The 23,442-nt window shown below is 42.6% G+C and carries 18 protein-coding genes; 13 read left to right on the forward strand and 5 right to left on the reverse strand.

Annotated features, from left to right (window positions below; all coding sequences use genetic code 11):
• The first annotated feature begins 328 nt into the window (after window positions 1-328).
• Both lon and cmk read left to right on the forward strand, forming a co-directional pair.
• Complete coding sequence (gene lon / locus MS6x_RS16520; RefSeq protein ID WP_482603589.1) at window positions 329-2,779, forward strand: endopeptidase La; 2,451 nt, start codon at window positions 329-331, stop codon at window positions 2,777-2,779.
• A 25-nt stretch (window positions 2,780-2,804) separates the two neighbouring features.
• Window positions 2,805-3,494, forward strand: coding sequence for a (d)CMP kinase (cmk, locus tag MS6x_RS16525; RefSeq protein WP_482603591.1), 690 nt, complete (start codon window positions 2,805-2,807; stop codon window positions 3,492-3,494).
• Window positions 3,495-3,603: 109 nt separating this feature from the next.
• Here cmk and MS6x_RS16530 read toward each other — a convergent pair whose 3' ends face one another.
• The gene (locus MS6x_RS16530; RefSeq protein ID WP_482603592.1) at window positions 3,604-3,984 is read right to left on the reverse strand and encodes a LysM peptidoglycan-binding domain-containing protein; all 381 of its coding nucleotides are present in this window, start codon (window positions 3,982-3,984) and stop codon (window positions 3,604-3,606) included.
• Between the two features lie 260 nt (window positions 3,985-4,244).
• Here MS6x_RS16530 and rpsA point away from each other — a divergent pair, with 260 nt between their 5' ends.
• Window positions 4,245-6,107: a 30S ribosomal protein S1 gene (gene rpsA / locus MS6x_RS16535; protein ID WP_482603594.1), complete on the forward strand. Its 1,863-nt coding sequence runs from the start codon at window positions 4,245-4,247 to the stop codon at window positions 6,105-6,107.
• A 159-nt stretch (window positions 6,108-6,266) separates the two neighbouring features.
• On the opposite strand, the gene MS6x_RS16540 is transcribed toward rpsA, so the two are convergent.
• The 3 genes from MS6x_RS16540 to MS6x_RS16550 form a co-directional block, all read right to left on the reverse strand.
• Window positions 6,267-8,798 (reverse strand): TonB-dependent receptor plug domain-containing protein, encoded by a 2,532-nt coding sequence (locus MS6x_RS16540; protein ID WP_482603596.1) that lies wholly within the window; start codon window positions 8,796-8,798, stop codon window positions 6,267-6,269.
• 13 nt (window positions 8,799-8,811) lie between these two features.
• Window positions 8,812-11,337, reverse strand: coding sequence for a TonB-dependent receptor plug domain-containing protein (locus tag MS6x_RS16545; RefSeq protein ID WP_482603598.1), 2,526 nt, complete (start codon window positions 11,335-11,337; stop codon window positions 8,812-8,814).
• Between the two features lie 138 nt (window positions 11,338-11,475).
• Complete coding sequence (locus MS6x_RS16550) at window positions 11,476-14,007, reverse strand: TonB-dependent receptor plug domain-containing protein (protein ID WP_482603600.1); 2,532 nt, start codon at window positions 14,005-14,007, stop codon at window positions 11,476-11,478.
• A gap of 404 nt (window positions 14,008-14,411) precedes the next feature.
• Here MS6x_RS16550 and pyrR point away from each other — a divergent pair, with 404 nt between their 5' ends.
• The 9 genes from pyrR to MS6x_RS16595 all read left to right on the forward strand — a co-directional run bounded on the left by pyrR (window position 14,412) and on the right by MS6x_RS16595 (window position 21,889).
• Window positions 14,412-14,951, forward strand: coding sequence for a bifunctional pyr operon transcriptional regulator/uracil phosphoribosyltransferase PyrR (gene pyrR / locus MS6x_RS16555; protein WP_482603601.1), 540 nt, complete (start codon window positions 14,412-14,414; stop codon window positions 14,949-14,951).
• Between the two features lie 3 nt (window positions 14,952-14,954).
• On the forward strand, window positions 14,955-15,884 hold the full coding sequence (locus tag MS6x_RS16560) for an aspartate carbamoyltransferase catalytic subunit (RefSeq protein WP_482603602.1): 930 nt from the start codon (window positions 14,955-14,957) through the stop codon (window positions 15,882-15,884).
• 4 nt (window positions 15,885-15,888) lie between these two features.
• Window positions 15,889-16,221: a ribonuclease Z gene (locus MS6x_RS16565; protein ID WP_482603603.1), complete on the forward strand. Its 333-nt coding sequence runs from the start codon at window positions 15,889-15,891 to the stop codon at window positions 16,219-16,221.
• The gene (locus MS6x_RS16570) at window positions 16,218-17,123 is read left to right on the forward strand and encodes a ribonuclease Z (RefSeq protein WP_482603604.1); all 906 of its coding nucleotides are present in this window, start codon (window positions 16,218-16,220) and stop codon (window positions 17,121-17,123) included. The genes MS6x_RS16565 and MS6x_RS16570 overlap by 4 nt, the downstream gene beginning before the upstream one ends.
• Window positions 17,124-17,178: 55 nt before the next feature.
• Complete coding sequence (locus MS6x_RS16575; RefSeq protein WP_482603605.1) at window positions 17,179-17,670, forward strand: hypothetical protein; 492 nt, start codon at window positions 17,179-17,181, stop codon at window positions 17,668-17,670.
• Between the two features lie 81 nt (window positions 17,671-17,751).
• Window positions 17,752-18,399: a pyridoxamine 5'-phosphate oxidase gene (gene pdxH / locus MS6x_RS16580; RefSeq protein ID WP_482603607.1), complete on the forward strand. Its 648-nt coding sequence runs from the start codon at window positions 17,752-17,754 to the stop codon at window positions 18,397-18,399.
• A 14-nt stretch (window positions 18,400-18,413) separates the two neighbouring features.
• Complete coding sequence (locus tag MS6x_RS16585) at window positions 18,414-18,899, forward strand: SixA phosphatase family protein (RefSeq protein WP_482603608.1); 486 nt, start codon at window positions 18,414-18,416, stop codon at window positions 18,897-18,899.
• Window positions 18,899-20,983 carry a polyphosphate kinase 1 gene (gene ppk1, locus MS6x_RS16590; protein ID WP_482607187.1) on the forward strand — a complete coding sequence of 695 codons (2,085 nt, stop codon included), beginning with the start codon at window positions 18,899-18,901 and terminating at the stop codon, window positions 20,981-20,983. The genes MS6x_RS16585 and ppk1 overlap by 1 nt, the downstream gene beginning before the upstream one ends.
• Before the next feature lie 12 nt (window positions 20,984-20,995).
• Entirely contained in the window at window positions 20,996-21,889 is an 894-nt protein-coding gene (locus MS6x_RS16595; RefSeq protein WP_482603610.1) for a Ppx/GppA phosphatase family protein, read from the forward strand.
• Here MS6x_RS16595 and MS6x_RS16600 read toward each other — a convergent pair.
• On the reverse strand, window positions 21,886-22,467 hold the full coding sequence (locus MS6x_RS16600; RefSeq protein WP_482603612.1) for a MiaE family protein: 582 nt from the start codon (window positions 22,465-22,467) through the stop codon (window positions 21,886-21,888). The two genes, MS6x_RS16595 and MS6x_RS16600, sit on opposite strands and share 4 nt — an antisense overlap.
• A 94-nt stretch (window positions 22,468-22,561) precedes the next feature.
• On the opposite strand from MS6x_RS16600, the gene MS6x_RS16605 reads away from it, so the two are divergent.
• A complete protein-coding gene (locus MS6x_RS16605) occupies window positions 22,562-23,440 on the forward strand; it encodes an EboA domain-containing protein (RefSeq protein WP_482603613.1) in 879 nt (292 codons plus the stop codon).
• Window positions 23,441-23,442 lie beyond the last annotated feature (2 nt).

Below are 23,442 nucleotides of genomic sequence, written 5' to 3' on the forward strand. Positions count from 1 at the left end.
TTGATAGTTGAGTGAAGCCTAGCTTTTTCCGGATGGATATTTTAGTACCTCTTTTGAAGTTTGGAGATGATTTCAGTTCCTTTTAATGGTATCAGTCCTAAGGGTGCTATTTATTGCCATTTCTTTCAATATTATGCAGCTTCGGTAAATTAAGCGGTAGATAGCTTACTTGGTAAGGTAAGGTTGGCATAGGAATTGAATTAAACGAGTAAAGTAGTGTCCTTATGCATAGCATATGAGGTATTTGAGGACATTGCCAGCGTATAAAACGAATTATAAAACTAAATTTTCTGTCACACACGTGACAGAATGGCTGATATATATTGAGATGGGAGATTCTAAATTTTCAAACTTTGACAACATGTCCTTACAGGGTATAGATGATGAAGCAGAATTGATTCCTTTGCTAACGGCAGAGGATGAAGAACAAATGAACGGAGAAACATTGCCCGAAACACTACCGATACTTCCCTTGCGGAACACGGTATTGTTTCCCGGTGTTGTAATACCAATTACAGCAGGTAGGGATTCTTCTATTCAACTGATAAAAGATGCGAACAGTGGAAATAAGGTCATTGGCGTTGTCTCGCAAAAAGATGAGGAAACCGAAAATCCAAAGATAAAGGACATTAATACCTTAGGAACGGTGGCCCGTATTCTAAGGGTGCTTCAAATGCCCGATGGAAATACGACCGTAATTATACAAGGTAAAAAACGTTTTGAAATTGCTGAGGTACTAACACAAAAACCTTATTTTACAGCTACAGTACGCGAAACCGCGGAAGTTAGGCCAGATAGAAATAACAGTGAGTTTTTGGCCATCATCGAATCGATTAAGGATTTGGCCTTAAAAATTATCAAAGACAACCCAAATATTCCTAGCGAGGCATCCTTTGCCATTAAAAACATTCAGAGCGACTCTTTTTTAATCAATTTTGTGTCCTCTAATCTTAATTTGGATGTAAAGGCAAAACAGGAATTGTTAGAAATAGGCGATCTTCAGGAACGCGCTTTGGCCACATTGAAATATATGAATGTGGAGATGCAGAAATTGGAGCTAAAGAACGACATACAGTCGAAAGTACGTAGCGATTTGGACCAGCAACAGCGGGAGTATTTTTTACACCAGCAAATGAAGACCATTCAAGAGGAATTAGGTGGCGTTTCAGCTGACGACGAGTTGGAAGAAATGCGCGCCAAGGCCAAGAAAAAGAAATGGGATACAAAGGTAGAAGAACATTTTATCAAAGAATTGGCCAAGATGCAGCGCATGAATCCGCAAGTAGCGGAATACTCGATTCAGCGTAATTATCTAGACCTTTTCTTGGATTTGCCTTGGAATGAATTTTCAAAAGATAAGTTCGATTTAAAAAGAGCGGAAAGAATTTTAGACCGCGACCATTATGGTTTGGAAGATGTAAAGCGTAGAATTATCGAATACTTGGCGGTATTAAAGTTGCGTAACGATATGAAATCCCCGATTCTCTGTTTATACGGCCCTCCAGGAGTTGGTAAAACCTCATTAGGGAAGTCCGTGGCGGAGGCCTTGGGTAGGGAATATGTTCGTATTTCATTAGGTGGTCTGCGCGATGAAGCAGAGATTCGTGGACATAGGAAAACTTATATTGGTGCCATGCCGGGCAGGATAATTCAAAGCCTAAAAAAAGCGGGAACATCAAACCCTGTATTTATTTTGGATGAAATTGATAAGTTATCCAGTAGTCACCAAGGCGACCCGTCCTCTGCCATGTTAGAGGTGTTAGATCCTGAACAAAACAGTGAGTTTTATGACAACTTCTTGGAAATGGGATACGATCTTTCTAAAGTAATGTTCATTGCCACGGCCAATAATTTGGGTACGATACAACCTGCGCTTCGGGATCGTATGGAAATTATTAACGTAACAGGTTATACGATTGAGGAAAAAGTGGAAATTGCCAAAAAACACTTGCTTCCCAAACAATTAAGAGAGCACGGATTGGATACGTCTCATTTAAAAATAGGGAAACCACAACTAGAAAAAATTGTGGAAGGGTACACCCGGGAATCAGGTGTGCGTTCCCTAGAAAAACAACTGGCCAAAATGGTCAGATACGCAGCAAAGTCCATTGCGATTGAGGAAGAATATGATGTTAAGGTAAGCAATGAAGTAATTATTAAAGTCTTGGGAGCCCCAAAAATGGAGCGGGACAAGTACGAGAATAATGAAGTAGCAGGTGTAGTTACGGGCTTAGCTTGGACCAGTGTGGGTGGTGATATTTTATTTATAGAATCTATTTTATCAAAAGGGAAGGGTACGTTGAGTATTACGGGTAATTTAGGTAAGGTAATGAAAGAATCTGCTACGATCGCCATGGAGTATATAAAATCCAATGCAGAGCGCTTCGGATTGGATCCCGAAATCTTTGAAAAGTATAACGTACACATTCACGTACCGGAGGGGGCTACTCCTAAAGACGGGCCAAGTGCTGGTATTACTATGCTGACCTCCCTTATTTCCTTGTTTACCCAAAGGAGGGTAAAGAAAAGCTTGGCAATGACAGGAGAAATAACGCTAAGGGGAAAAGTACTTCCTGTTGGCGGTATAAAGGAAAAGATTTTAGCTGCAAAACGCGCAAGAATAAAGGAAATTATCCTTTGTGCCGATAATGAACGAGATATTAAGGAAATTAAGGCAGATTATTTAAAAGGACTTACCTTTCATTATGTGACAGATATGCATGAGGTCATAGAAATTGCCTTGACAAATCGGAAGGTGAAGAACGCAAAAAAACTGTAACTAATTTTTGCTTATTTGTAATACAATGAAAAAAATAACCATAGCGATAGACGGATTTTCATCCACAGGTAAAAGTACCTTGGCCAAACAATTGGCAAAATCGCTAGGCTATGTTTATGTGGATACCGGAGCCATGTATCGTGCCATTACCTTATTCGCTATGGACAATGGTTTTATTGGTGCCGGTACTGAAGATATCCAGGGTTTAATTCAAGAACTAGATACAATAAAATTAAAATTTGTATTTAATGCCGAACTTGGTTTTTCTGAAATGTATCTGAACGGTAAAAATGTGGAGAGCGAAATAAGAAAGATGCGCGTTTCTCAGAATGTGAGCAGGATTGCGGAAATTGAGCAGGTTCGTATAAAATTGGTGGACTTACAAAGGGAAATGGGAGCTCAAAAAGGAATCGTTATGGATGGCCGTGATATAGGTTCCGTAGTGTTTCCGGACGCCGAACTAAAGATTTTTATGACCGCCTCTCCAGAAAAAAGAGCGTATAGAAGATATAAGGAACTGTTGGATAAAGGCGAGACGGTTACTTATAAAGATGTTTTGGAAAACGTGGAAAAACGGGATTATATAGATTCTCATCGTGAGTTTTCACCATTAATAAGAGCAAAAGATGCGATTGAGTTCGATAATAGCGATATGGGCCTTAAAGAACAGTTTGAGCGTATGTATAATTTTACGCTTCGTGTGATAGAAAAATAATAATAGTATAGGGTAAATCACATTACTTTCTAAAAATTAAAATGCCGCTGAGGGTTCAGCGGCATTTTTTAATTTACGAAATCACCTTACAAAAGGAAATCCCTACGTCTTATGGATTTGGAATTACCAAAACCTGGTCTGGATGAATAACATCTGGATTTTTAAGTACATTGGTGTTTGCTTCAAAAATTTGCTTGTATTTCATGGCATCTCCATAATAATGCTTTGCAATTTTACTTAAAGACTCACCACTAGCTACGGTGTGTCTGTGGTAAACAGAATCGTCAGCTATGGTAATATTGGCTTTGATATCCGAAGCTTGCTCGCCTCCGATCGCTTTTATTTTGTCCCAAAGCAAATCTTTTTCATAAGGTGTATTTGCTTCACCTTTTATTTTAAGTACATTCCCTTCTTCGGTAACGTTACCATTTTTAATTCCTAATTGCTCACCAAGATCTAAAACGCCTTGGTATTTTGCTTTAACACTCATAATACTTTATTTAACGGTTAATATTGTATGCGAAAGATACTAAATAATTGGAGGAATCAAACCAAATAAATGGTAATCCACACCTACTTTTTAAAGCAAGGATAAATAGTGTTTGTATTTAAGGATATAAGTTGTATTTTTGCACACCTTTTTTACGATAGTCTCAAGAGCAAAAAAAGGAATAAAACTAAAAATATAACAACTTCTACAATAGTCGTTTAGCTCTTGGATATTGTAGAATACAAATTTATAATCAGCAAATGGCTGAAGAAAAAAAACAAGCTGAAGCGGTAGAAACTGCAACAGCAACTCCAGAAACTACGGAAGTAGTTCAAGAAACAAAAGAACAGGCTCCTGTTCAAGATCCACAAGAATTTTTAGAAAACTTTAATTGGGAGAAGTACGAACAAGGAATTGAGCGTGTTGATGATTCCAAATTAAAGGAATTCGAAGAATTGGTAGCAGAGAACTTTGTTGATACTGCCGATGAGGAAGTAGTTACGGGAACGGTAGTGTACATTACGGATAGGGAAGCGATAATTGATATCAACGCCAAATCCGAGGGTGTAATTTCCTTGAACGAGTTTCGTTACAATCCAGATTTAAAAGTAGGTGACAAGGTAGAGGTACTTATTGATATCCGTGAAGACAAGAGCGGTCAATTGGTGCTTTCACACAGGAAGGCACGTACCATTATGGCGTGGGACCGTGTAAATGCGGCGCACGACAAAGAAGAAATCGTTAGTGGTTTTGTAAAATGCAGAACTAAAGGTGGTATGATCGTTGATGTTTTCGGAATCGAGGCGTTCTTGCCAGGTTCTCAAATCGATGTGAAGCCTATTCGCGATTACGACCAATATGTAAATAAAACAATGGAATTCAAGGTAGTGAAAATCAACCATGAGTTCAAAAACGTAGTAGTTTCCCATAAAGCGCTAATCGAAGCCGATATTGAGGAGCAGAAAAAAGAGATCATCAGTCAACTAGAAAAAGGACAAGTACTTGAAGGTGTTGTTAAAAACATTACTTCTTACGGTGTGTTTATTGATCTTGGCGGTGTTGATGGTTTGGTACATATTACAGACCTTTCTTGGAGTAGAATCAATCACCCGAACGAGGTGGTAGAGCTAGACCAAAAATTAAACGTTGTAATTCTTGATTTTGATGAAAACAAGTCTAGAATTCAATTAGGTCTTAAGCAATTGGAAAAGCATCCTTGGGAAGCCCTTAGTGATGAAATCAAAATTGGTGACAAGGTGAAAGGTAAAGTAGTCGTTATTGCAGATTACGGTGCATTTATCGAAGTTGTAGAAGGAGTCGAAGGTTTAATACACGTTTCTGAAATGTCTTGGTCTACGCACTTGCGTTCCGCACAGGATTTTGTAAAAGTAGGTGATGAAGTAGAAGCGGTGGTATTAACATTGGATCGTGAAGATCGTAAGATGTCCTTAGGTATCAAGCAATTGACGCCAGACCCTTGGACAGATATTACCACAAAATATCCAGTAGGTTCCAAGCACAGCGGTATCGTTAGAAACTTTACCAACTTTGGTGTGTTTGTAGAATTGGAAGAAGGTATCGATGGTTTAATTTACATTTCGGATCTTTCATGGACGAAGAAAGTGAAGCACCCATCCGAGTTTACCAACGTCGGTGATACCTTGGAAGTGGAAGTTTTAGAGTTGGATGTTGATGGTCGTAAGCTTAGCTTAGGTCACAAGCAAACTACCGAAAACCCATGGGATAAATATGAGACGGAATTTGCTTTGGGTACCGTTCACACGGCGGCTATTACAGAAATTGTCGATAAAGGTGCAACGATAGACTTTAACGAGGATATAACCGCATTTATTCCACAACGTCATTTGGAGAAAGAAGATGGTAAGAAACTAACGAAAGGCGATGAAGCCGAATTCAAGATTATTGAATTCAATAAGGACTTTAAACGTGTAGTAGCTAGTCATACCGCTATCTTTAGAGAGGAAGAGCAACGTAACGTAAAAGCAGCGGTCAAAAGACAAGCTGCCAGTGCAGACGAAGCGAAACCAACGTTAGGTGATGCGAACGATGCGTTACAAGCATTAAAAGAGAAAATGGAAGCAGATTCTAAAAAGAAGAAGTAAACTTTTAGATTTTCATTACGCAAATTAAAAACCCTTGACTACCTTAGTCAAGGGTTTTTTTAGTATTCAAATGTATTGGTTTGTTTTAATTATTATTGAGAATTACTAGAGGAGCGCACTTACTATACGGCATTTTTACAGCTTAACATCTGTTCATTTTCATTCCACCACCTCAAAATCAAAGAGGCCGTTAACGGGCCTTCCGTCATAGGTAATCCCTTCCACCCTTACCAGGAACGAACCTTCCTTGTCCCCGGTGAAGAAATCTATGTTGGATTTTCCCTCGTTGTCAAAGGCCAGTTCCGGTTGCCAGAACAGGGTGGTGCGGTAATCGGGCTTTTCCGGGTCCTCCTTGGTATAGTCCGGGGTGTAGAATTCCCGCGTCTTGTAAAACCCGGGTATTTGGAAAACGGTTATGCCCGGGGTTTCTAATTGGACGACGGCATCCTTATCGATTAGCGGATTGGTGTACACAGCGATAACACCGTTGGCACCCCTACTTCCCCAAAGAGTAGCATCAGGCCCAGTTACTAAATCAATAAAACTGACTTCCACTGCTCTTAATGTCCCAAGAAAGCCAAAATCTGCTGGAGTGCCATCTACAAGGAGTAAAGGATCTGTACCCGCCATAAAAGATTGTACATTGCTACTAATACGAATGCTTTGTCTTGGGTAAACACCTGTAACGATAACACCAGGTAACCTAGCTAGTAGGTCGATAGCGCCAAGAGCCTCACTGCCTGAAACATCCTCTTTGTAAACGCGGTTCGAGAAAAGTCCTTGGGTCAATTCAGATGTCGGATTCGCCTCTTGAGCAATTTGTCTTCTTGATTTTTTCTTTTCGGTCACCGTGACCTCCTCCAGCTGTGTCACCTTCGTTGGGTCGTACTTAAAATCGTTCACTTTTCGTACATATTCCTCCCTTAGGTATTCCTGGCCTAGCTCTATTGTTCCCCTGTCGGTACGTTCGGATTTCTTTAGCTTGGTACCTAGCTCCGGGTTCTGCCGGTCCAGGACGATCGAGATGTTCTTCTTTTTGTACTCGAACTTGGGCACGGAGTCGTAGGCCTCAACGGTCGCCTCGAGGCTATCGGTGAAGTAGAAGGGCCCGAACTCGAATTCGCCCTTGGCATTGGTCACCTTCTTTGAATTGACAAGTTCCTGTCCGAAGATGTTCAACGTAGCCACCGTTGGCCTGGGTTTATAGGGGTCCTGGAACTTGGTGGTCCTGCCGGTGACCATGATTCCCTTTTCGGGGGCATATTCGGGTAACTTGCTCACGTTCTTGGAGAGCACGTCCTTCCAGACGAACCGTCTCCATCCATGGGTGAGCATGAGTGCATCGAGCTCGAACTTGCGCTGTTTGGAATCCTCGGCGAAGAAATAATCGGGATTTTCTACCTTGCCGCCCAGATCGGAATCCAGCAACAGCCAACTCTTGATGTTCGTGGCGGTTCCCCTGGTACCGTTCCTTGAGACGACGCCCATGGAGAAATCCCCTTTTAGGGGCCGGCCCTCCGCATCGGTCAGGGCCATGTCCAGATCTACCCTGTCACGAAGGCCAAAGGTATTTTTGGGTGCGGAAATGTTCAGACGTGCATCGTTGTCCGGATCGTCCACAAATACGAGCCTTTCGCTTACGGGCTCGCCATCCCTGGTGAAGAGGGTGAACTGTGCCACCCCGTCCTGTAGCTTCTCGGTATAGATCTTTGTGGCATAGGATGCGTTGTCCTCGGAGCTTCCTATTCTCTTGAAAATAAGGTCTCCCCTTAAATGGCCCACGAGCAGGGTGCCCTGGAGTCCGTTCGGGGTGTTGCTCGCCACCTGCACCAGTACATGGTCCTCTCTGTTCTTAAGGCTCAGCACGTAACCGGATTCCTGTGCCTCTGGCAAGGGAAATTTAAGTTCGCTCCCGTTAAAGAGGACGCTCGCATAATATTCCTCTCCCTTCAAGGGAACGAAGCCCACGCTCCCCAGGCCGAACTCGAAGCTCTCGAAGGGCTCCACGATCTCGTCCCTGGAATTTTTGATATGTCCCTTCAGTGCAATTCCGTTCCCCTTGGCGTCGACTACCTCGATTCCCATGGTGCCGGGCAGTCCCTTGACCAGGTGGCCGCCTTCCGGGAAGAACCTGATGTTGGGCCTTCCGGCGATAGCATCGTCCCTGGTCCTGTCGAATCCGCGAAGGGATTTTGCCAAAGGCACCTGTTCCGCGCTAAGCCCGCTACGCACCTCCTGGACGAAGATGGGTATGCTCTTCTCGAAGATGACGGGATCCTCCTCGTTGAGCATGTACTTGGTGTAGGAGCGCAGTGTGTACTCGCCCTGTTCCATATTCCCGTCCAACTGTATATCCCCTGCGGCACCGATGTCCTCCACAAAGAGTTTGCGCTCGGCCACCACGCTGTCCCTGTCGTTTACCAGCTCCACATAGACCACCTTGCTCCTGTCGGACCGGTCGTGGGAGATACCGTCCACGAGGTAGGTCTTGAACCAGATGGTCTCCCCGTTGGTATAGAGGTCCTTGTCCGTATGCAGGTAGGTCTTCTCCGGTGCCAGGTTAAGGCCGTAATCCGTTAATATGGCCCTTATTTTCTGCAAGAGCATATATTCTTGGGCTATGCCGGAGAAGGAGAGCGTGGATAAAACGACTATTATTCCCAATACGATAGATACGCAAACTTTTTTCATAGTAGTAAATGTTTCATTCCATCACCTCAATATCAAAGAGGCCGTTAACGGGCCTTCCGTCATAGGTAATCCCTTCTACCCTTACCAGGAACGAACCTTCCTTGTCCCCGGTAAAGAAATCGATGTTGGACCTTCCGGTGCTGTCAAAGGCCAGTTCCGGTTGCCAGAACAGGGTAGTGCGGTAATCCGGCTTTTCCGGGTCCTCCTTGGTATAGTCCGGGGTATAGAATTCTTTGGTCTTGTAAAAACCTGGTATCTCGAATACCTTTATGCCCGGGGTTTCTAATTGGACTACGGCATCCTTATCGATTATCGGATTGGTATATACCGCGATAACACCGTTGGCGCCCCGACTACCCCATAGTGCGGTCTCCGGGCCAAAAACATAATCTATAAAACTTACCTCTAAGGCTCTTAAAGGTTGCAGCATTGCTATATTGGAAGCTATGCCATCTATAAGTATTAAAGGGGTATTGCCCGCCCCAAAAGAAAATGAAGTAGTCTCAACCCCCTGTTGTGGGTAATTACCGGCAATTCTAAGCCCGGGTATTCTGGCCATCAAATCCATTGCGCTCATGCCTTCGTTCCCTGTAACGTCCTCTTTGTACAATCTTCTTGAGAACAAACCGTTGGTCAACGCCGAAGTTGGATTAGCTTCAAGAGCAATTTGCTTCCTTGATTTTTTCTTTTCGGTCACCGTGACCTCGTCGAGCTGTGTCACCTTCGCTGGGTCGTACTTAAAATCGTTCACTTTTCGTACATATTCCTCCCTTAGGTATTCCTGGCCTAGCTCTATGGTTCCCCTGTCGGTACGTTCGGAATTCTTTAGTTTGGAGCCCAGCTCCGGGTTCTGCCGGTCCAGGACGATCGAGATGTTCTTCTTTTTGTACTCGAACTTGGGCACGGAGTCGTAGGCCTCAACGGTCGCCTCGAGGCTATCGGTGAAGTAGAAGGGCCCGAACTCGAATTCGCCCTTGGCATTGGTCACCTTCTTTGAATTGACAAGTTCCTGTCCGAAGATGTTCAACGTAGCCACCGTTGGCCTGGGTTTATAGGGGTCCTGGAACTTGGTGGTCCTGCCGGTGACCATGATTCCCTTTTCGGGGGCATATTCGGGTAACTTGCTCACGTTCTTGGAGAGCACGTCCTTCCAGACGAACCGTCTCCATCCATGGGTGAGCATGAGTGCATCGAGCTCGAACTTGCGCTGTTTGGAATCCTCGGCGAAGAAATAATCGGGATTTTCTACCTTGCCGCCCAGATCGGAATCCAGCAACAGCCAACTCTTGATGTTCGTGGCGGTTCCCCTGGTACCGTTCCTTGAGACGACGCCCATGGAGAAATCCCCTTTTAGGGGCCGGCCCTCCGCATCGGTCAGGGCCATGTCCAGATCTACCCTGTCACGAAGGCCAAAGGTATTTTTGGGTGCGGAAATGTTCAGACGTGCATCGTTGTCCGGATCGTCCACAAATACGAGCCTTTCGCTTACGGGCTCGCCATCCCTGGTGAAGAGGGTGAACTGTGCCACCCCGTCCTGTAGCTTCTCGGTATAGATCTTTGTGGCATAGGATGCGTTGTCCTCGGAGCTTCCTATTCTCTTGAAAATAAGGTCTCCCCTTAAATGGCCCACGAGCAGGGTGCCCTGGAGTCCGTTCGGGGTGTTGCTCGCCACCTGCACCAGTACATGGTCCTCTCTGTTCTTAAGGCTCAGCACGTAACCGGATTCCTGTGCCTCTGGCAAGGGAAATTTAAGTTCGCTCCCGTTAAAGAGGACGCTCGCATAATATTCCTCTCCCTTCAAGGGAACGAAGCCCACGCTCCCCAGGCCGAACTCGAAGCTCTCGAAGGGCTCCACGATCTCGTCCCTGGAATTTTTGATATGTCCCTTCAGCGCAATTCCGTTCCCCTTGGCGTCGACTACCTCGATTCCCATGGTGCCGGGCAGTCCCTTGACCAGGTGGCCGCCTTCCGGGAAGAACCTGATGTTGGGCCTTCCGGCGATAGCATCGTCCCTGGTCCTGTCGAATCCGCGAAGGGATTTTGCCAAAGGCACCTGTTCCGCGCTAAGCCCGCTACGCACCTCCTGGACGAAGATGGGTATGCTCTTCTCGAAGATGACGGGATCCTCCTCGTTGAGCATGTACTTGGTGTAGGAGCGCAGTGTGTACTCGCCCTGTTCCATATTCCCGTCCAACTGTATATCCCCTGCGGCACCGATGTCCTCCACAAAGAGTTTGCGCTCGGCCACCACGCTGTCCCTGTCGTTTACCAGCTCCACATAGACCACCTTGCTCCTGTCGGACCGGTCGTGGGAGATACCGTCCACGAGGTAGGTCTTGAACCAGATGGTCTCCCCGTTGGTATAGAGGTCCTTGTCCGTATGCAGGTAGGTCTTCTCGGGTGCCAGGTTACGGCCGTAATCCGTTAATATAGACTTCACCTTCTGCAGCAATATGTATTCCTGCGGGAGGCTCGTGAATGAAAATATGGACAAAACGACTACTAAACCAGATACGATAGCGATACGGACTTTTTTCATAAGGTATTTTTTAAATTTATCCATTAAAGTTCAATATTCTTATTGCCCAACACGGAGATTAAATGAACACTTAGAACGATTGACTGAAACTTTAGTGTCAATACCATCAAGGTATTACAACAATTGATCGTTACCAATCTATTCCACCACCTCAATATCAAAGAGGCCGTTAACGGGCCTTCCGTCGTAGGTAATCCCTTCCACCCTTACCAGGAACGAACCTTCCTTGTCCCCGGTAAAGAAATCGATGTTGGACCTTCCGGCGTTGTCAAAGGCCAGTTCCGGTTGCCAGAACAGGGTGGTGCGGTAATCGGGCTTTTCCGGGTCCTCCTTGGTATAGTCCGGGGTATAGAATTCTTTGGTCTTGTAAAAACCTGGTATCTCGAATACCTTTATGCCAGGAGTTTCCTGTTCCACAACCAAATCGGTATCGATTATCGAATTGGTGTACACTCCTATGACACCGTTGGCGCCCCGACTTCCCCAAAAGGCAGTGTCCGAACCAAAAACTACATCTATAAAACTGACGTCTATGGCTCTTAGTTGTTGTAGAAAGAAAAAATCTGACTGCATACCATTTACAAGTACCAATGGTTCTGTACCCGCCTCAAAAGATTGGCCCATACCATTAATCCTAACTTGTTGGTTAGGATATGCACCGGTAACTATTATTCCAGGCATTCTCTGCATGAGATCCATTGCACTCAACCCATCGCTTCCTGAAATGTCCTCTGTATACACTCGTCTGGAGAATAAACTGTTGGTCAACGCCGAAGTTGGATTAGTTTCAAGAGTAATTTGTCTTCTTGATTTTTTCTTTTCGGTCACCGTGACCTCGTCGAGCTGTGTCACCTTCGCTGGGTCGTACTTAAAATCGTTCACTTTTCGTACATATTCCTCCCTTAGGTATTCCTGGCCTAGCTCTATGGTTCCCCTGTCGGTACGTTCGGAATTCTTTAGTTTGGAGCCCAGCTCCGGGTTCTGCCGGTCCAGGACGATCGAGATGTTCTTCTTTTTGTACTCGAACTTGGGCACGGAGTCGTAGGCCTCAACGGTCGCCTCGAGGCTATCGGTGAAGTAGAAGGGCCCGAACTCGAATTCGCCCTTGGCATTGGTCACCTTCTTTGAATTGACAAGTTCCTGTCCGAAGATGTTCAACGTAGCCACCGTTGGCCTGGGTTTATAGGGGTCCTGGAACTTGGTGGTCCTGCCGGTGACCATGATTCCCTTTTCGGGGGCATATTCGGGTAACTTGCTCACGTTCTTGGAGAGCACGTCCTTCCAGACGAACCGTCTCCATCCATGGGTGAGCATGAGTGCATCGAGCTCGAACTTGCGCTGTTTGGAATCCTCGGCGAAGAAATAATCGGGATTTTCTACCTTGCCGCCCAGATCGGAATCCAGCAACAGCCAACTCTTGATGTTCGTGGCGGTTCCCCTGGTACCGTTCCTTGAGACGACGCCCATGGAGAAATCCCCTTTTAGGGGCCGGCCCTCCGCATCGGTCAGGGCCATGTCCAGATCTACCCTGTCACGAAGGCCAAAGGTATTTTTGGGTGCGGAAATGTTCAGACGTGCATCGTTGTCCGGATCGTCCACAAATACGAGCCTTTCGCTTACGGGCTCGCCATCCCTGGTGAAGAGGGTGAACTGTGCCACCCCGTCCTGTAGCTTCTCGGTATAGATCTTTGTGGCATAGGATGCGTTGTCCTCGGAGCTTCCTATTCTCTTGAAAATAAGGTCTCCCCTTAAATGGCCCACGAGCAGGGTGCCCTGGAGTCCGTTCGGGGTGTTGCTCGCCACCTGCACCAGTACATGGTCCTCTCTGTTCTTAAGGCTCAGCACGTAACCGGATTCCTGTGCCTCTGGCAAGGGAAATTTAAGTTCGCTCCCGTTAAAGAGGACGCTCGCATAATATTCCTCTCCCTTCAAGGGAACGAAGCCCACGCTCCCCAGGCCGAACTCGAAGCTCTCGAAGGGCTCCACGATCTCGTCCCTGGAATTTTTGATATGTCCCTTCAGTGCAATTCCGTTCCCCTTGGCGTCGACTACCTCGATTCCCATGGTGCCGGGCAGTCCCTTGACCAGGTGGCCGCCTTCCGGGAAGAACCTGATGTTGGGCCTTCCGGCGATAGCATCGTCCCTGGTCCTGTCGAATCCGCGAAGGGATTTTGCCAAAGGCACCTGTTCCGCGCTAAGCCCGCTACGCACCTCCTGGACGAAGATGGGTATGCTCTTCTCGAAGATGACGGGATCCTCCTCGTTGAGCATGTACTTGGTGTAGGAGCGCAGTGTGTACTCGCCCTGTTCCATATTCCCGTCCAACTGTATATCCCCTGCGGCACCGATGTCCTCCACAAAGAGTTTGCGCTCGGCCACCACGCTGTCCCTGTCGTTTACCAGCTCCACATAGACCACCTTGCTCCTGTCGGACCGGTCGTGGGAGATACCGTCCACGAGGTAGGTCTTGAACCAGATGGTCTCCCCGTTGGTATAGAGGTCCTTGTCCGTATGCAGGTAGGTCTTCTCGGGTGCCAGGTTACGGCCGTAATCCGTTAGTACGGCCTTTACCTTCTGCAAGAGCATATATTCTTGGGCTATGCCGGAGAAGGAGAGCGTGGATAAAACAACTATTATTCCCAATACGATAGATACGCAAACTTTTTTCATAGTATTACTTTTAATTTATAAATTAAATTTAACAATAAAACTCTTTCAATCTATAATTTTTAACAAATGTTTAATTAAAACAGACAAAACTGAACTTTCATTAAGCAAGTTGGGTCATAAGTTCTAGAAATAGAAAGGTAATATTGGTGGAAACTCCGATACTTTTTTAAGTGAGACATTAATAGTTTCCCAATTACTCGGACAATCAACCCCATGTTCAGTGCTGAAATATGTGGGCCATGTACTAACGTAACAAAACATATTACTAGCTAACTTAAGGAAGTGAAAATGGTATTGAAGTATTCTGACCTGCTTTTTGTTTTGAGAGTACGCAACAATTTTATGCAATGATGCTTTAAATAGAATTCCCTATTTTTGTGACGCTAAATGCGTGATGGACTATTATGAGTCAAAAAGTATTACTCTCCTCAAAAGAAATCAACATCATTCTACATCGTTTGGCTTGTCAATTATTAGAGAATCATCTAGATTTTAAAAATACTGTTTTAATAGGTCTGCAGCCCAGAGGAATATACGTTGCGGAACGTTTATGTAAGATTTTACAGGAAGAATATGCCGTTAAACATATAGATGTTGGTGTTTTGGATATTACCTTTTATAGAGATGATTTTAGAAGAGGAGATAAAACATTAGAAGCTACCAAGACTAAAATTAATTTTTTGATCGAGGATAAAAATGTAGTGTTGATAGATGATGTCCTGTATACTGGGCGTAGTATTAATGCGGCTTTAACTGCTCTACAATCCTTTGGTAGGCCGTCAGAAGTAGAATTATTGGCCTTAATAGATCGCAGATTTAGCAGGCACTTACCCATACAACCAAATTATAGGGGTAGGCAGGTAGATGCCATTGATGGAGAAAAGGTAAAGGTGATGTGGAAAGAAAATGACGGAGAGGATATCATATATTTGATTAATAGATAGAAAATGAGCGAACTGAGTGTACATCACTTGTTGGGAATTAAATACCTGAAAGAGTCGGATATTCAACTCATTTTTGAAACGGCAGATCATTTTAAAGAAGTCATCAACCGCTCTATTAAAAAAGTACCTTCGTTACGAGACATTACTATTGCCAATATTTTCTTTGAAAATAGTACGCGTACCAAGTTGTCCTTTGAGCTTGCCGAAAAGCGTTTGTCCGCTGATGTTATTAATTTTTCGGCTAGTCAGTCCTCAGTCAAAAAAGGCGAAACGCTTATAGATACGGTGAACAATATTCTATCTATGAAAGTGGATATGGTGGTCATGCGACACCCTAACCCAGGTGCGGGAATTTTCCTTGCTAAACATGTAAAAGCGTCTATCGTAAATGCGGGCGACGGGGCACACGAACATCCTACGCAAGCACTTTTGGATTCGTATTCTATCCGAGAGCGCCTTGGCGATGTGGCGGGTAAAAATGTGGTCATTGTTGGGGATATCTTGCATTCACGTGTTGCCCTTTCCAATATTTTTGCCTTAAAACTACAAGGTGCCAACGTCAAGGTTTGTGGGCCTAAAACGTTACTGCCGAAGCATGTAGAATCTTTGGGGGTAGGTGTAGAGACCAATCTTCGTAAAGCCTTGGAATGGTGCGACGTTGCCAATATGTTACGCATACAGAACGAACGATTGGATATCAGTTACTTTCCTACCACTAGGGAGTATACACAACAATTTGGGGTCAATAAAATGTTGTTGGATAGTTTGGACAAGGAAATCGTAATCATGCACCCAGGCCCTATAAATAGAGGCGTGGAAATAACTAGTGATGTAGCGGATTCCAAACAATCCATTATTTTAAACCAAGTAGAAAACGGTGTCGCCATCCGTATGGCGGTTATTTATTTGTTAGCTTCCAAGATTAAACAATAACTGTATGATATTTGATAAGGACGGAAATACATCCATTGTGTACCAAGAAAATAGTTCCATTACTACTTTTTTAGACAGTTTAAACAAGTCATACAATATAATCAAGGATGATAATTTGATCCTAAATCTATTTTCCTTTGAAAAACTTACCTCCGGCGATGTGCTGGAGTTTTTGGAATTATCCAACAAACATAAAGAAAACGGAAAGTCCTTTGTAATCGTTACCAACAAGGTTGCTTATGACGAAGTGCCAGAGGAAATAATGGTAACCCCAACCCTACAAGAGGCGAAGGATATTATTGAAATGGAAGAAATAGAACGAGATCTAGGCCTGTGAAGTTGACCATACTCGGTTGCTATGCCGCTACCCCAAGAACCCTTACAAATCCTACTTCTCAAGTACTGGAAATCAAGAACAATATGTTTTTGATAGATTGTGGGGAAGGAACGCAGGTACAGCTCCGTAAGCACAAAATTAAGTTTTCCAGAATTAGCCATATTTTTATTTCGCATTTGCATGGCGACCATTTTTTCGGACTTCCCGGTCTTATTTCTACATTTAGACTACTGGGCAGAGATAAGGAATTACATGTTTATGGACCAAAAGGAATAAAGGAAGCGATAACCCTGTTATTAAAATTAGGAAATTCATGGACGAATTATCCCTTATATTTTCATGAGTTAACGGCTAATGAAAGTGAAGTTGTTTATGAGGATGAAAAGGTTAGTGTTAAAACCATTCCATTGAATCATAGAGTCTATACCAATGGTTATTTGTTTCTTGAGAAGTTAGGGGAGCGAAAATTGGATATCAACGCTGTTACCAAGTATGGAATAGACAAGGCTTATTTTCAAAATATAAAAAACGGGAAGGATGTGGTTTTGGATAACGGAAAGATAATTGCCAATAGCTTAGTTTCTTTTGATCCGCCGAAACCAAAGTCTTATGCCTTTTGTAGTGATACGGCCTATAAACCAGATATTGTTCCCTTAATAAAGGGTGTAGATGCGTTATACCATGAAGCTACCTTTTTAGCATCGGAAGCAGACTTGGCGGTAAAGACCAAACATGCGACTGCAATGCAGGCGGCGCAAATAGCAAAAGATGCCGAAGTAGGCACCTTGGTGCTTGGTCACTATTCTACTAGGTACAATGGCATCTCTCTTTTTAAAGAAGAAGCCCAACAGATTTTTGAGAATGTGCAGCTTGCGGATGATGGGAAGTGTTTTGAGTTTTAAGTCCGGTAGACGCAACCTTTTTCCAAACAATCATCTTACAATTAAATGGATAGTTATGAAAACGGTAAGGATTTTGATCATTCTAGCCATGGGCTTAGTCCTCTCTTGCAATAGCGATAACGATGAAACTATTGATTTAGCCACTATTTCTGGAACTTGGAGTAGGGTAGATGTAATTCCGAGTGGGCGCTCAGCGGAAGATTTTAGGTATTTTGATATGGAAACAATCTATGACTTTAGTCAAGATGAGACGTTTTCGTTCAAGGTTAATTTTTATGGTTTTAAAGATGCCAACCCTAATGAAATCGTTGGGCAATCTATAAATCGTGGTACGTTTAAAGTTGACGGTGATAGTTTGTTTGTTAAGGCACTAACCAAGATATCTTGGGGCAGCGAATATAGTCCAGAACCTGAGACTATTCTTTTAGATGGGCGTTCAGACGGTTTTAGATATGAAATAAAAGACAATATTTTAACCCTATATTATGTTTCCTATCCTGCGGATGCGCCTGTAGATACTCAAATAAGTTATAGCAGAGTAGACTGAATTAAAACCTTTTAAACGTCTTATTAATCTTTTACTTCTCAGTATTTTTACTGATATTTAAATCGTTATTATTTAAGACAGATGCAGAAGGATTTAGGCAATTATAGAAAATCTTACGAGAAAAGTGAACTTATAGAGGAAAATGTATCGGATAATCCCATGCAACTCTTTCAAACGTGGTTTCACGAAACAGAACAATCGGATAGCGTAGATGAACCTAACGCCATGACTGTTTCTACAATCGGTCTGGATGGCTATCCAAAAAGTAGGGTGGTGCTCTTAAAACAGTACACCTATGAAGGTTTTATCTTTTATACCAATTACGATAGTGAAAAAGGAATGGCTATAGCCAAAAATTCACACGTATGTATTTCTTTTTTTTGGCCGGCAATGGAACGCCAAGTTATTATAAAGGGTAATGCTGAGAAAATAGCGGAAAATCTGTCCGATGGATATTTTGAATCTAGACCGGACGGCAGTAAGTTGGGTGCTATAGCTTCCGATCAGAGTACGGTCATAGCGTCGAGAGAAGTTTTGGAAAACAAACTAAAGTTGCTTGAAGAGGAGTATGAAGAAAAGGAAATTGCAAGACCAAAAAATTGGGGCGGTTTCATTGTAAAACCTATTTCTATTGAATTTTGGCAGGGAAGACCTAATAGGTTGCATGATAGGATTCGGTTCAGCCTACAGGAAAATTTTGATTGGAAAATAGAACGATTAGCCCCCTAAAAATAGAGATAGCTATGAAGAATCTGTTATTAATGCGCCATGGAAAATCTTCTTGGGAGCTCAATGTAAACGATGAAGATAGAGCCTTGCTGCAGCGAGGCATAAACGATGCGAAGTTGGTGGGGCAAAAGCTTTCTACGAAGGAACTGAACATTGATTATGTTTATTCAAGTCCTGCGAACAGGGCATTTCATACGGCGATGATATGTTTACGTCAATTAAGATTTCCACTAGATAGGTTTCAAGTGGTTCCGGAGCTATATGATTTTTCTGGGGACCACGTCCTAAATTTTGTTAGAAACCTCCCAGAGGGCATACATACGGTTTTAATTTTTGGGCATAACCATACTTTTACCCATATAGCGAATTCATTTGGAAGTAAACATATAGATAACGTGCCAACTAGCGGGTTTGTTCACCTTCAATTCAATGAGAAAACCTGGGCCGTTATCGAAAAGGGAACAACAGTACAAACTATTTTTCCAAAGCATTTAAAATGATGATGAAAAGCAAGAATCAATATATAAACAGAGAAATAAGTTGGCTTAGATTTAATGAAAGGGTGCTGCAGGAAAGCGCGGACGAAAACGTGCCTTTAATAGAACGTTTGCGGTTTGCCGGAATTTTTTCTAATAATCTGGATGAATTTTTTAAGGTGCGCTATGCAACAGTAAAGCGCATTGTTGAAGCAGGCAGGAAAGGTAAAAGTGTATTGGGTGGAGAAATCGCCAAGGATCTACTTGATGAAATCACCAAAATAGTCATTAAGCAACAAGCCAAGAGCATTGATATTATTTTAAAAATTGAAAAGCAGCTCGAGGAGCAGAACGTATTTCTGATTACGGAGACCGAGCTTTCAGAGTCTCAACAAACCTTCGTTAAGAAGTATTTCTTGCAAAATGTAAGTCCACAGTTAACAACGATAATACTCAGTGATTATGCCGAGTTTCCTACTTTAAAGGATACCGCGGCATACCTCGCCATTAAAATGTTGCTTAAACGGGACGACAGAACTCGCGAGACCTCAAGAAAAATCGAAAAGAGGTTTGCCCTTATCGAAATTCCTAAGGGTATAGAGCGTTTTGTTGTATTACCTAGAGAAGGGGATAAGGATTATGTTATTATGCTAGACGATGTAATTCGTTTTTGTATGGATAGTATTTTTACAATGTTCGACTATAGCTCTATCTCTGCACACATGATAAAAATTACGAGAGATGCTGAATTGGATATTGATAACGATTTGAGTAAAAGTTTTATAGAAAAAATATATTCAAGTGTAGAAGGTCGAAAAATAAGTGACCCTGTGCGTTTCGTATATGATAAAAAGATAGGGAAAGATACGTTGCAATTTTTGAAAGAGAAAATGAACGTTGAGGATACGGATAGTATTATTCCTGGAGGTAGGTATCACAATAAAAGGGATTATTTGAGCTTTCCGAGTTTGGGTCGGCAGGACCTTTTGTATGATAAGATAACGCCCTTACCTGTTAAAGGGTTGAGTTTAGAGGGTAGTTTATTGGAAAAAATTGCCGAAAAAGACTATTTACAATATACCCCATATCATACGTTTTCCTATGTTTTAAAGTTTTTACGGGAAGCAGCCTTAGACCCTAAAGTAAAGACTATTAAAATTACGGTCTATAGATTGGCGAATGATTCGCAAGTTGCAGCGTGTTTATCCAATGCCGTTAAAAACGGAAAACAGGTAACTTTACAAATAGAACTAAGGGCACGTTTTGATGAACATGCCAATATCCGTTATGCAGAGGAGCTGCAGGCGGAAGGTGTAAAACTTATCTTTGGTGTTCCAGGCTTAAAAGTACATAGCAAAATATGTCTAATAGAGCGGGAAGAAGAAGGAAATATGAAACGTTACGGTTTTATAAGTACCGGAAACTTTAATGAGTCTACTGCTAAAATCTACACAGACTATACTCTATTTACGGCCAATGAGCCTATTTTAAAAGAGTTGAACAAAGTTTTTGATTTCTTTGAGACCACCTATAAAATCAATAAATACAAACATTTGATAGTGTCGCCACACTACACTACCAAAGTGTTTAAGGACTTAATAGATAAAGAGATAGAAAATGCGGAAGCAGGAAAAGAAGCATTTATCAAAATAAAGATGAATAGTTTTACCTCTTACGCCATGGTGGATCGTTTATACAAAGCGAGTAACGCAGGTGTAAAAATTCAATTAATCGTTAGGGGTATCTGTTGTTTAATTCCTGGTGTGAAGGGAATGAGCGAGAACATTGAAGCAATCAGTGTCATAGATAAATTCTTGGAACATACTAGATTGTTCATTTTTTGCAATGATGGAGACACTAAAGTGTATATTTCATCGGCAGATTTCATGACCCGTAATTTAGAGAATAGGGTAGAAGTGGGTTGTCCTATCTATGATGCGGATATAAAGCAAGAGCTTATAGATACTTTTGAAACTTCATGGGCGGATAATGTAAAAGCACGTCTTTTTAATGAGGCTCAGAATAACGCATATCGTAAGAACAACAAAGAAAAGGTACGTTCCCAATTTGCTATGTATGATTATTATCTAGAGAAATTGAAGGACTAAAACAATCCAACATTGAATATAAGAAAGTTTGCTGCTATCGATATAGGCTCTAATGCTATACGTCTGCTTACGCACAATGTAATCGAAGAAGCGGGGAAAACAACTCAATTTCGGAAAAGTTCCCTAATAAGAGTGCCGGTTCGTTTAGGTGAAGATTCCTTTACGGTTGGTGAAATTTCCGAGCATAACGTGCAACGAATGGTAAAAACCATGAAGGCGTTTAAACTTTTAATGGAAGTAGCGGGTGTGGAAAAATATAGGGCTTGTGCTACCTCCGCAATGCGGGAAGCGAATAATGGGAACGAGGTAATAACAACCATTTTGGCAGAGACTGGAATACACATTGAGGTAATAGACGGTAAACAGGAAGCGGCTATTATTGCATCTACCGATCTCAAGGAGATTATTAGTCCCGATCAATCTTACCTTTATATCGATGTGGGAGGCGGTAGTACAGAATTTACGCTGTTTACTAACGGGATGATTGAACGCTCTAAATCTTTTAAGCTAGGTACGGTGAGGCTATTGAACAATATGGTGGATAACGGCACTTGGAATAAATTGCAAGAGTGGATTACCAACCATATAAAGCACGTTCCAAAACTAAGTATTATAGGTTCTGGAGGTAATATTAATAAGCTTCATAAGATGTCTGGTCGTAAAGAAGGCCAACCATTATCATATATTTGGTTGAATGCCCAATATCATTTTTTGGAAAGCCTTAGTTATAAGGAGCGCATCTCTGAACTAGGATTGAATCCGGATCGGGCGGACGTTATCATACCTGCCACCCAGATTTTCCTTTCTGCCGCCAAATGGAGCGGGGTTAAAAAGATACATGTTCCTAAAATTGGACTATCGGACGGTATTATCAAAAATCTATACTACGCACAGGCAAAGGACTAACCATGAACGGTTTCCTTGTGCCCTAAGTTTTTCATTAGTTGTGCTTCGTAATGCAGCAAGTCATCCCATTTTTGGTTTACCTCTTTTAAGTCACCGTATTGGCGAGCAAATTTCAGGAACATGGTATAGTGTCCGGCTTCACTGATCATTAATTTTCGATAGAATTCTGCTAATTTTTTATCCTCTAGCTCCTCTGAAAGTAAACGGAAACGTTCGCAACTTCTGGCTTCGATTAAAGCAGCATATAACAACCTATGAACAAGCTGCGTAGTTCTGCTCCCGCCCTTAGGAAAGAATTTTATGAGTTCAAGCACATAGTCGTCCTTACGGTCTCTACCTAAGGTTTGTCCTCTTTCCAATATTAAATCGTGCACCATTTTAAAATGACCCATCTCTTCTCTAGACAACGCAATCATTTCCTCGATAAGCTCTGGATACTCTGGAAACGAAACTATTAATGATATAGCGGTGCTTGCCGCTTTCTGCTCACAGTATGCATGATCCGTTAAAATCTCATCTATATTTTTTTCTACAATATTCACCCATCTAGGGTCCGTAGGTAGTTTTAAGCCTAACATAGTTTTTAGTTTTATTTAAAAAGAATCATCGTTATCAACATAAAGCGTTCTTTACACCACAAAAATAAGGCTAAATGGCTTTTAATAATTAATTTTGAGAAAAGCAATTTTGAAGTTACACGGAATGCAGAAAAGTAAGACGATTTACGAAATCTTGAACAAGAATACAGGCCAGGAAGCAATGGACTGGTTAACTAAAAAAACAACGGCTTTAGAGCATTCGGAATCTGCGCGGGATTTATTTATGACCTATAGTCTATTGGCATCCAAGCTTGATAAAACCCAAATTGTGCATTTTGGTGATAAGTCAAATGAAACCATTTCCTACTTTAAAGCTCATGGAGCTGATGCGCTTCAGATGTCTAGAATATACCTACTTACCAAAGTTCTTGAGGTAAATCCTGAATTTTACACTAAAGAGGTCGCTAAAATTATTGAGGTTGCGGATACCACTGAACTGGAAACTTTTTTAAGATATTTAACAATATTACCAGAATCTGAAAGTTTTAAACATGCAGCCGTAGAAGCCTTGCGTACGAATATATCTATTATTTTTGATGCTATTACTTTGGATAATCCCTATCCGGCATTATACTTTAATGATCAACAATGGAATCAGATGTATCTTAAAGCTGCCTTTATGGAGCGTGATTTAGCACTGATTCAATCTGTAGAGGAAAGGGCGAATGCAGATTTAACCCGAATTATCTCGGATTATGCACATGAGCGTTGGGCGGCTTCAAGAAAAATTGACCCTATGTTCTGGAGGCCGGTTTCTAAATTCATGGATGCTACTCTGCTTTCGGATATGGAGCGTTTATTAACAAGTGAAGACAAAACTGAAAACAAAGCCGGTGCACTTTGCTGTTACTTTTCTGAAGATGAAAGGGCATTGACACTGTTGGAAAAGTATAAAGAATTAAAGGAGCAGGTTGCTTCGGACCATATAACTTGGAACACTTTAAAAAATTAGAC

This window comes from Maribacter sp. MS6, assembly GCF_056839185.1.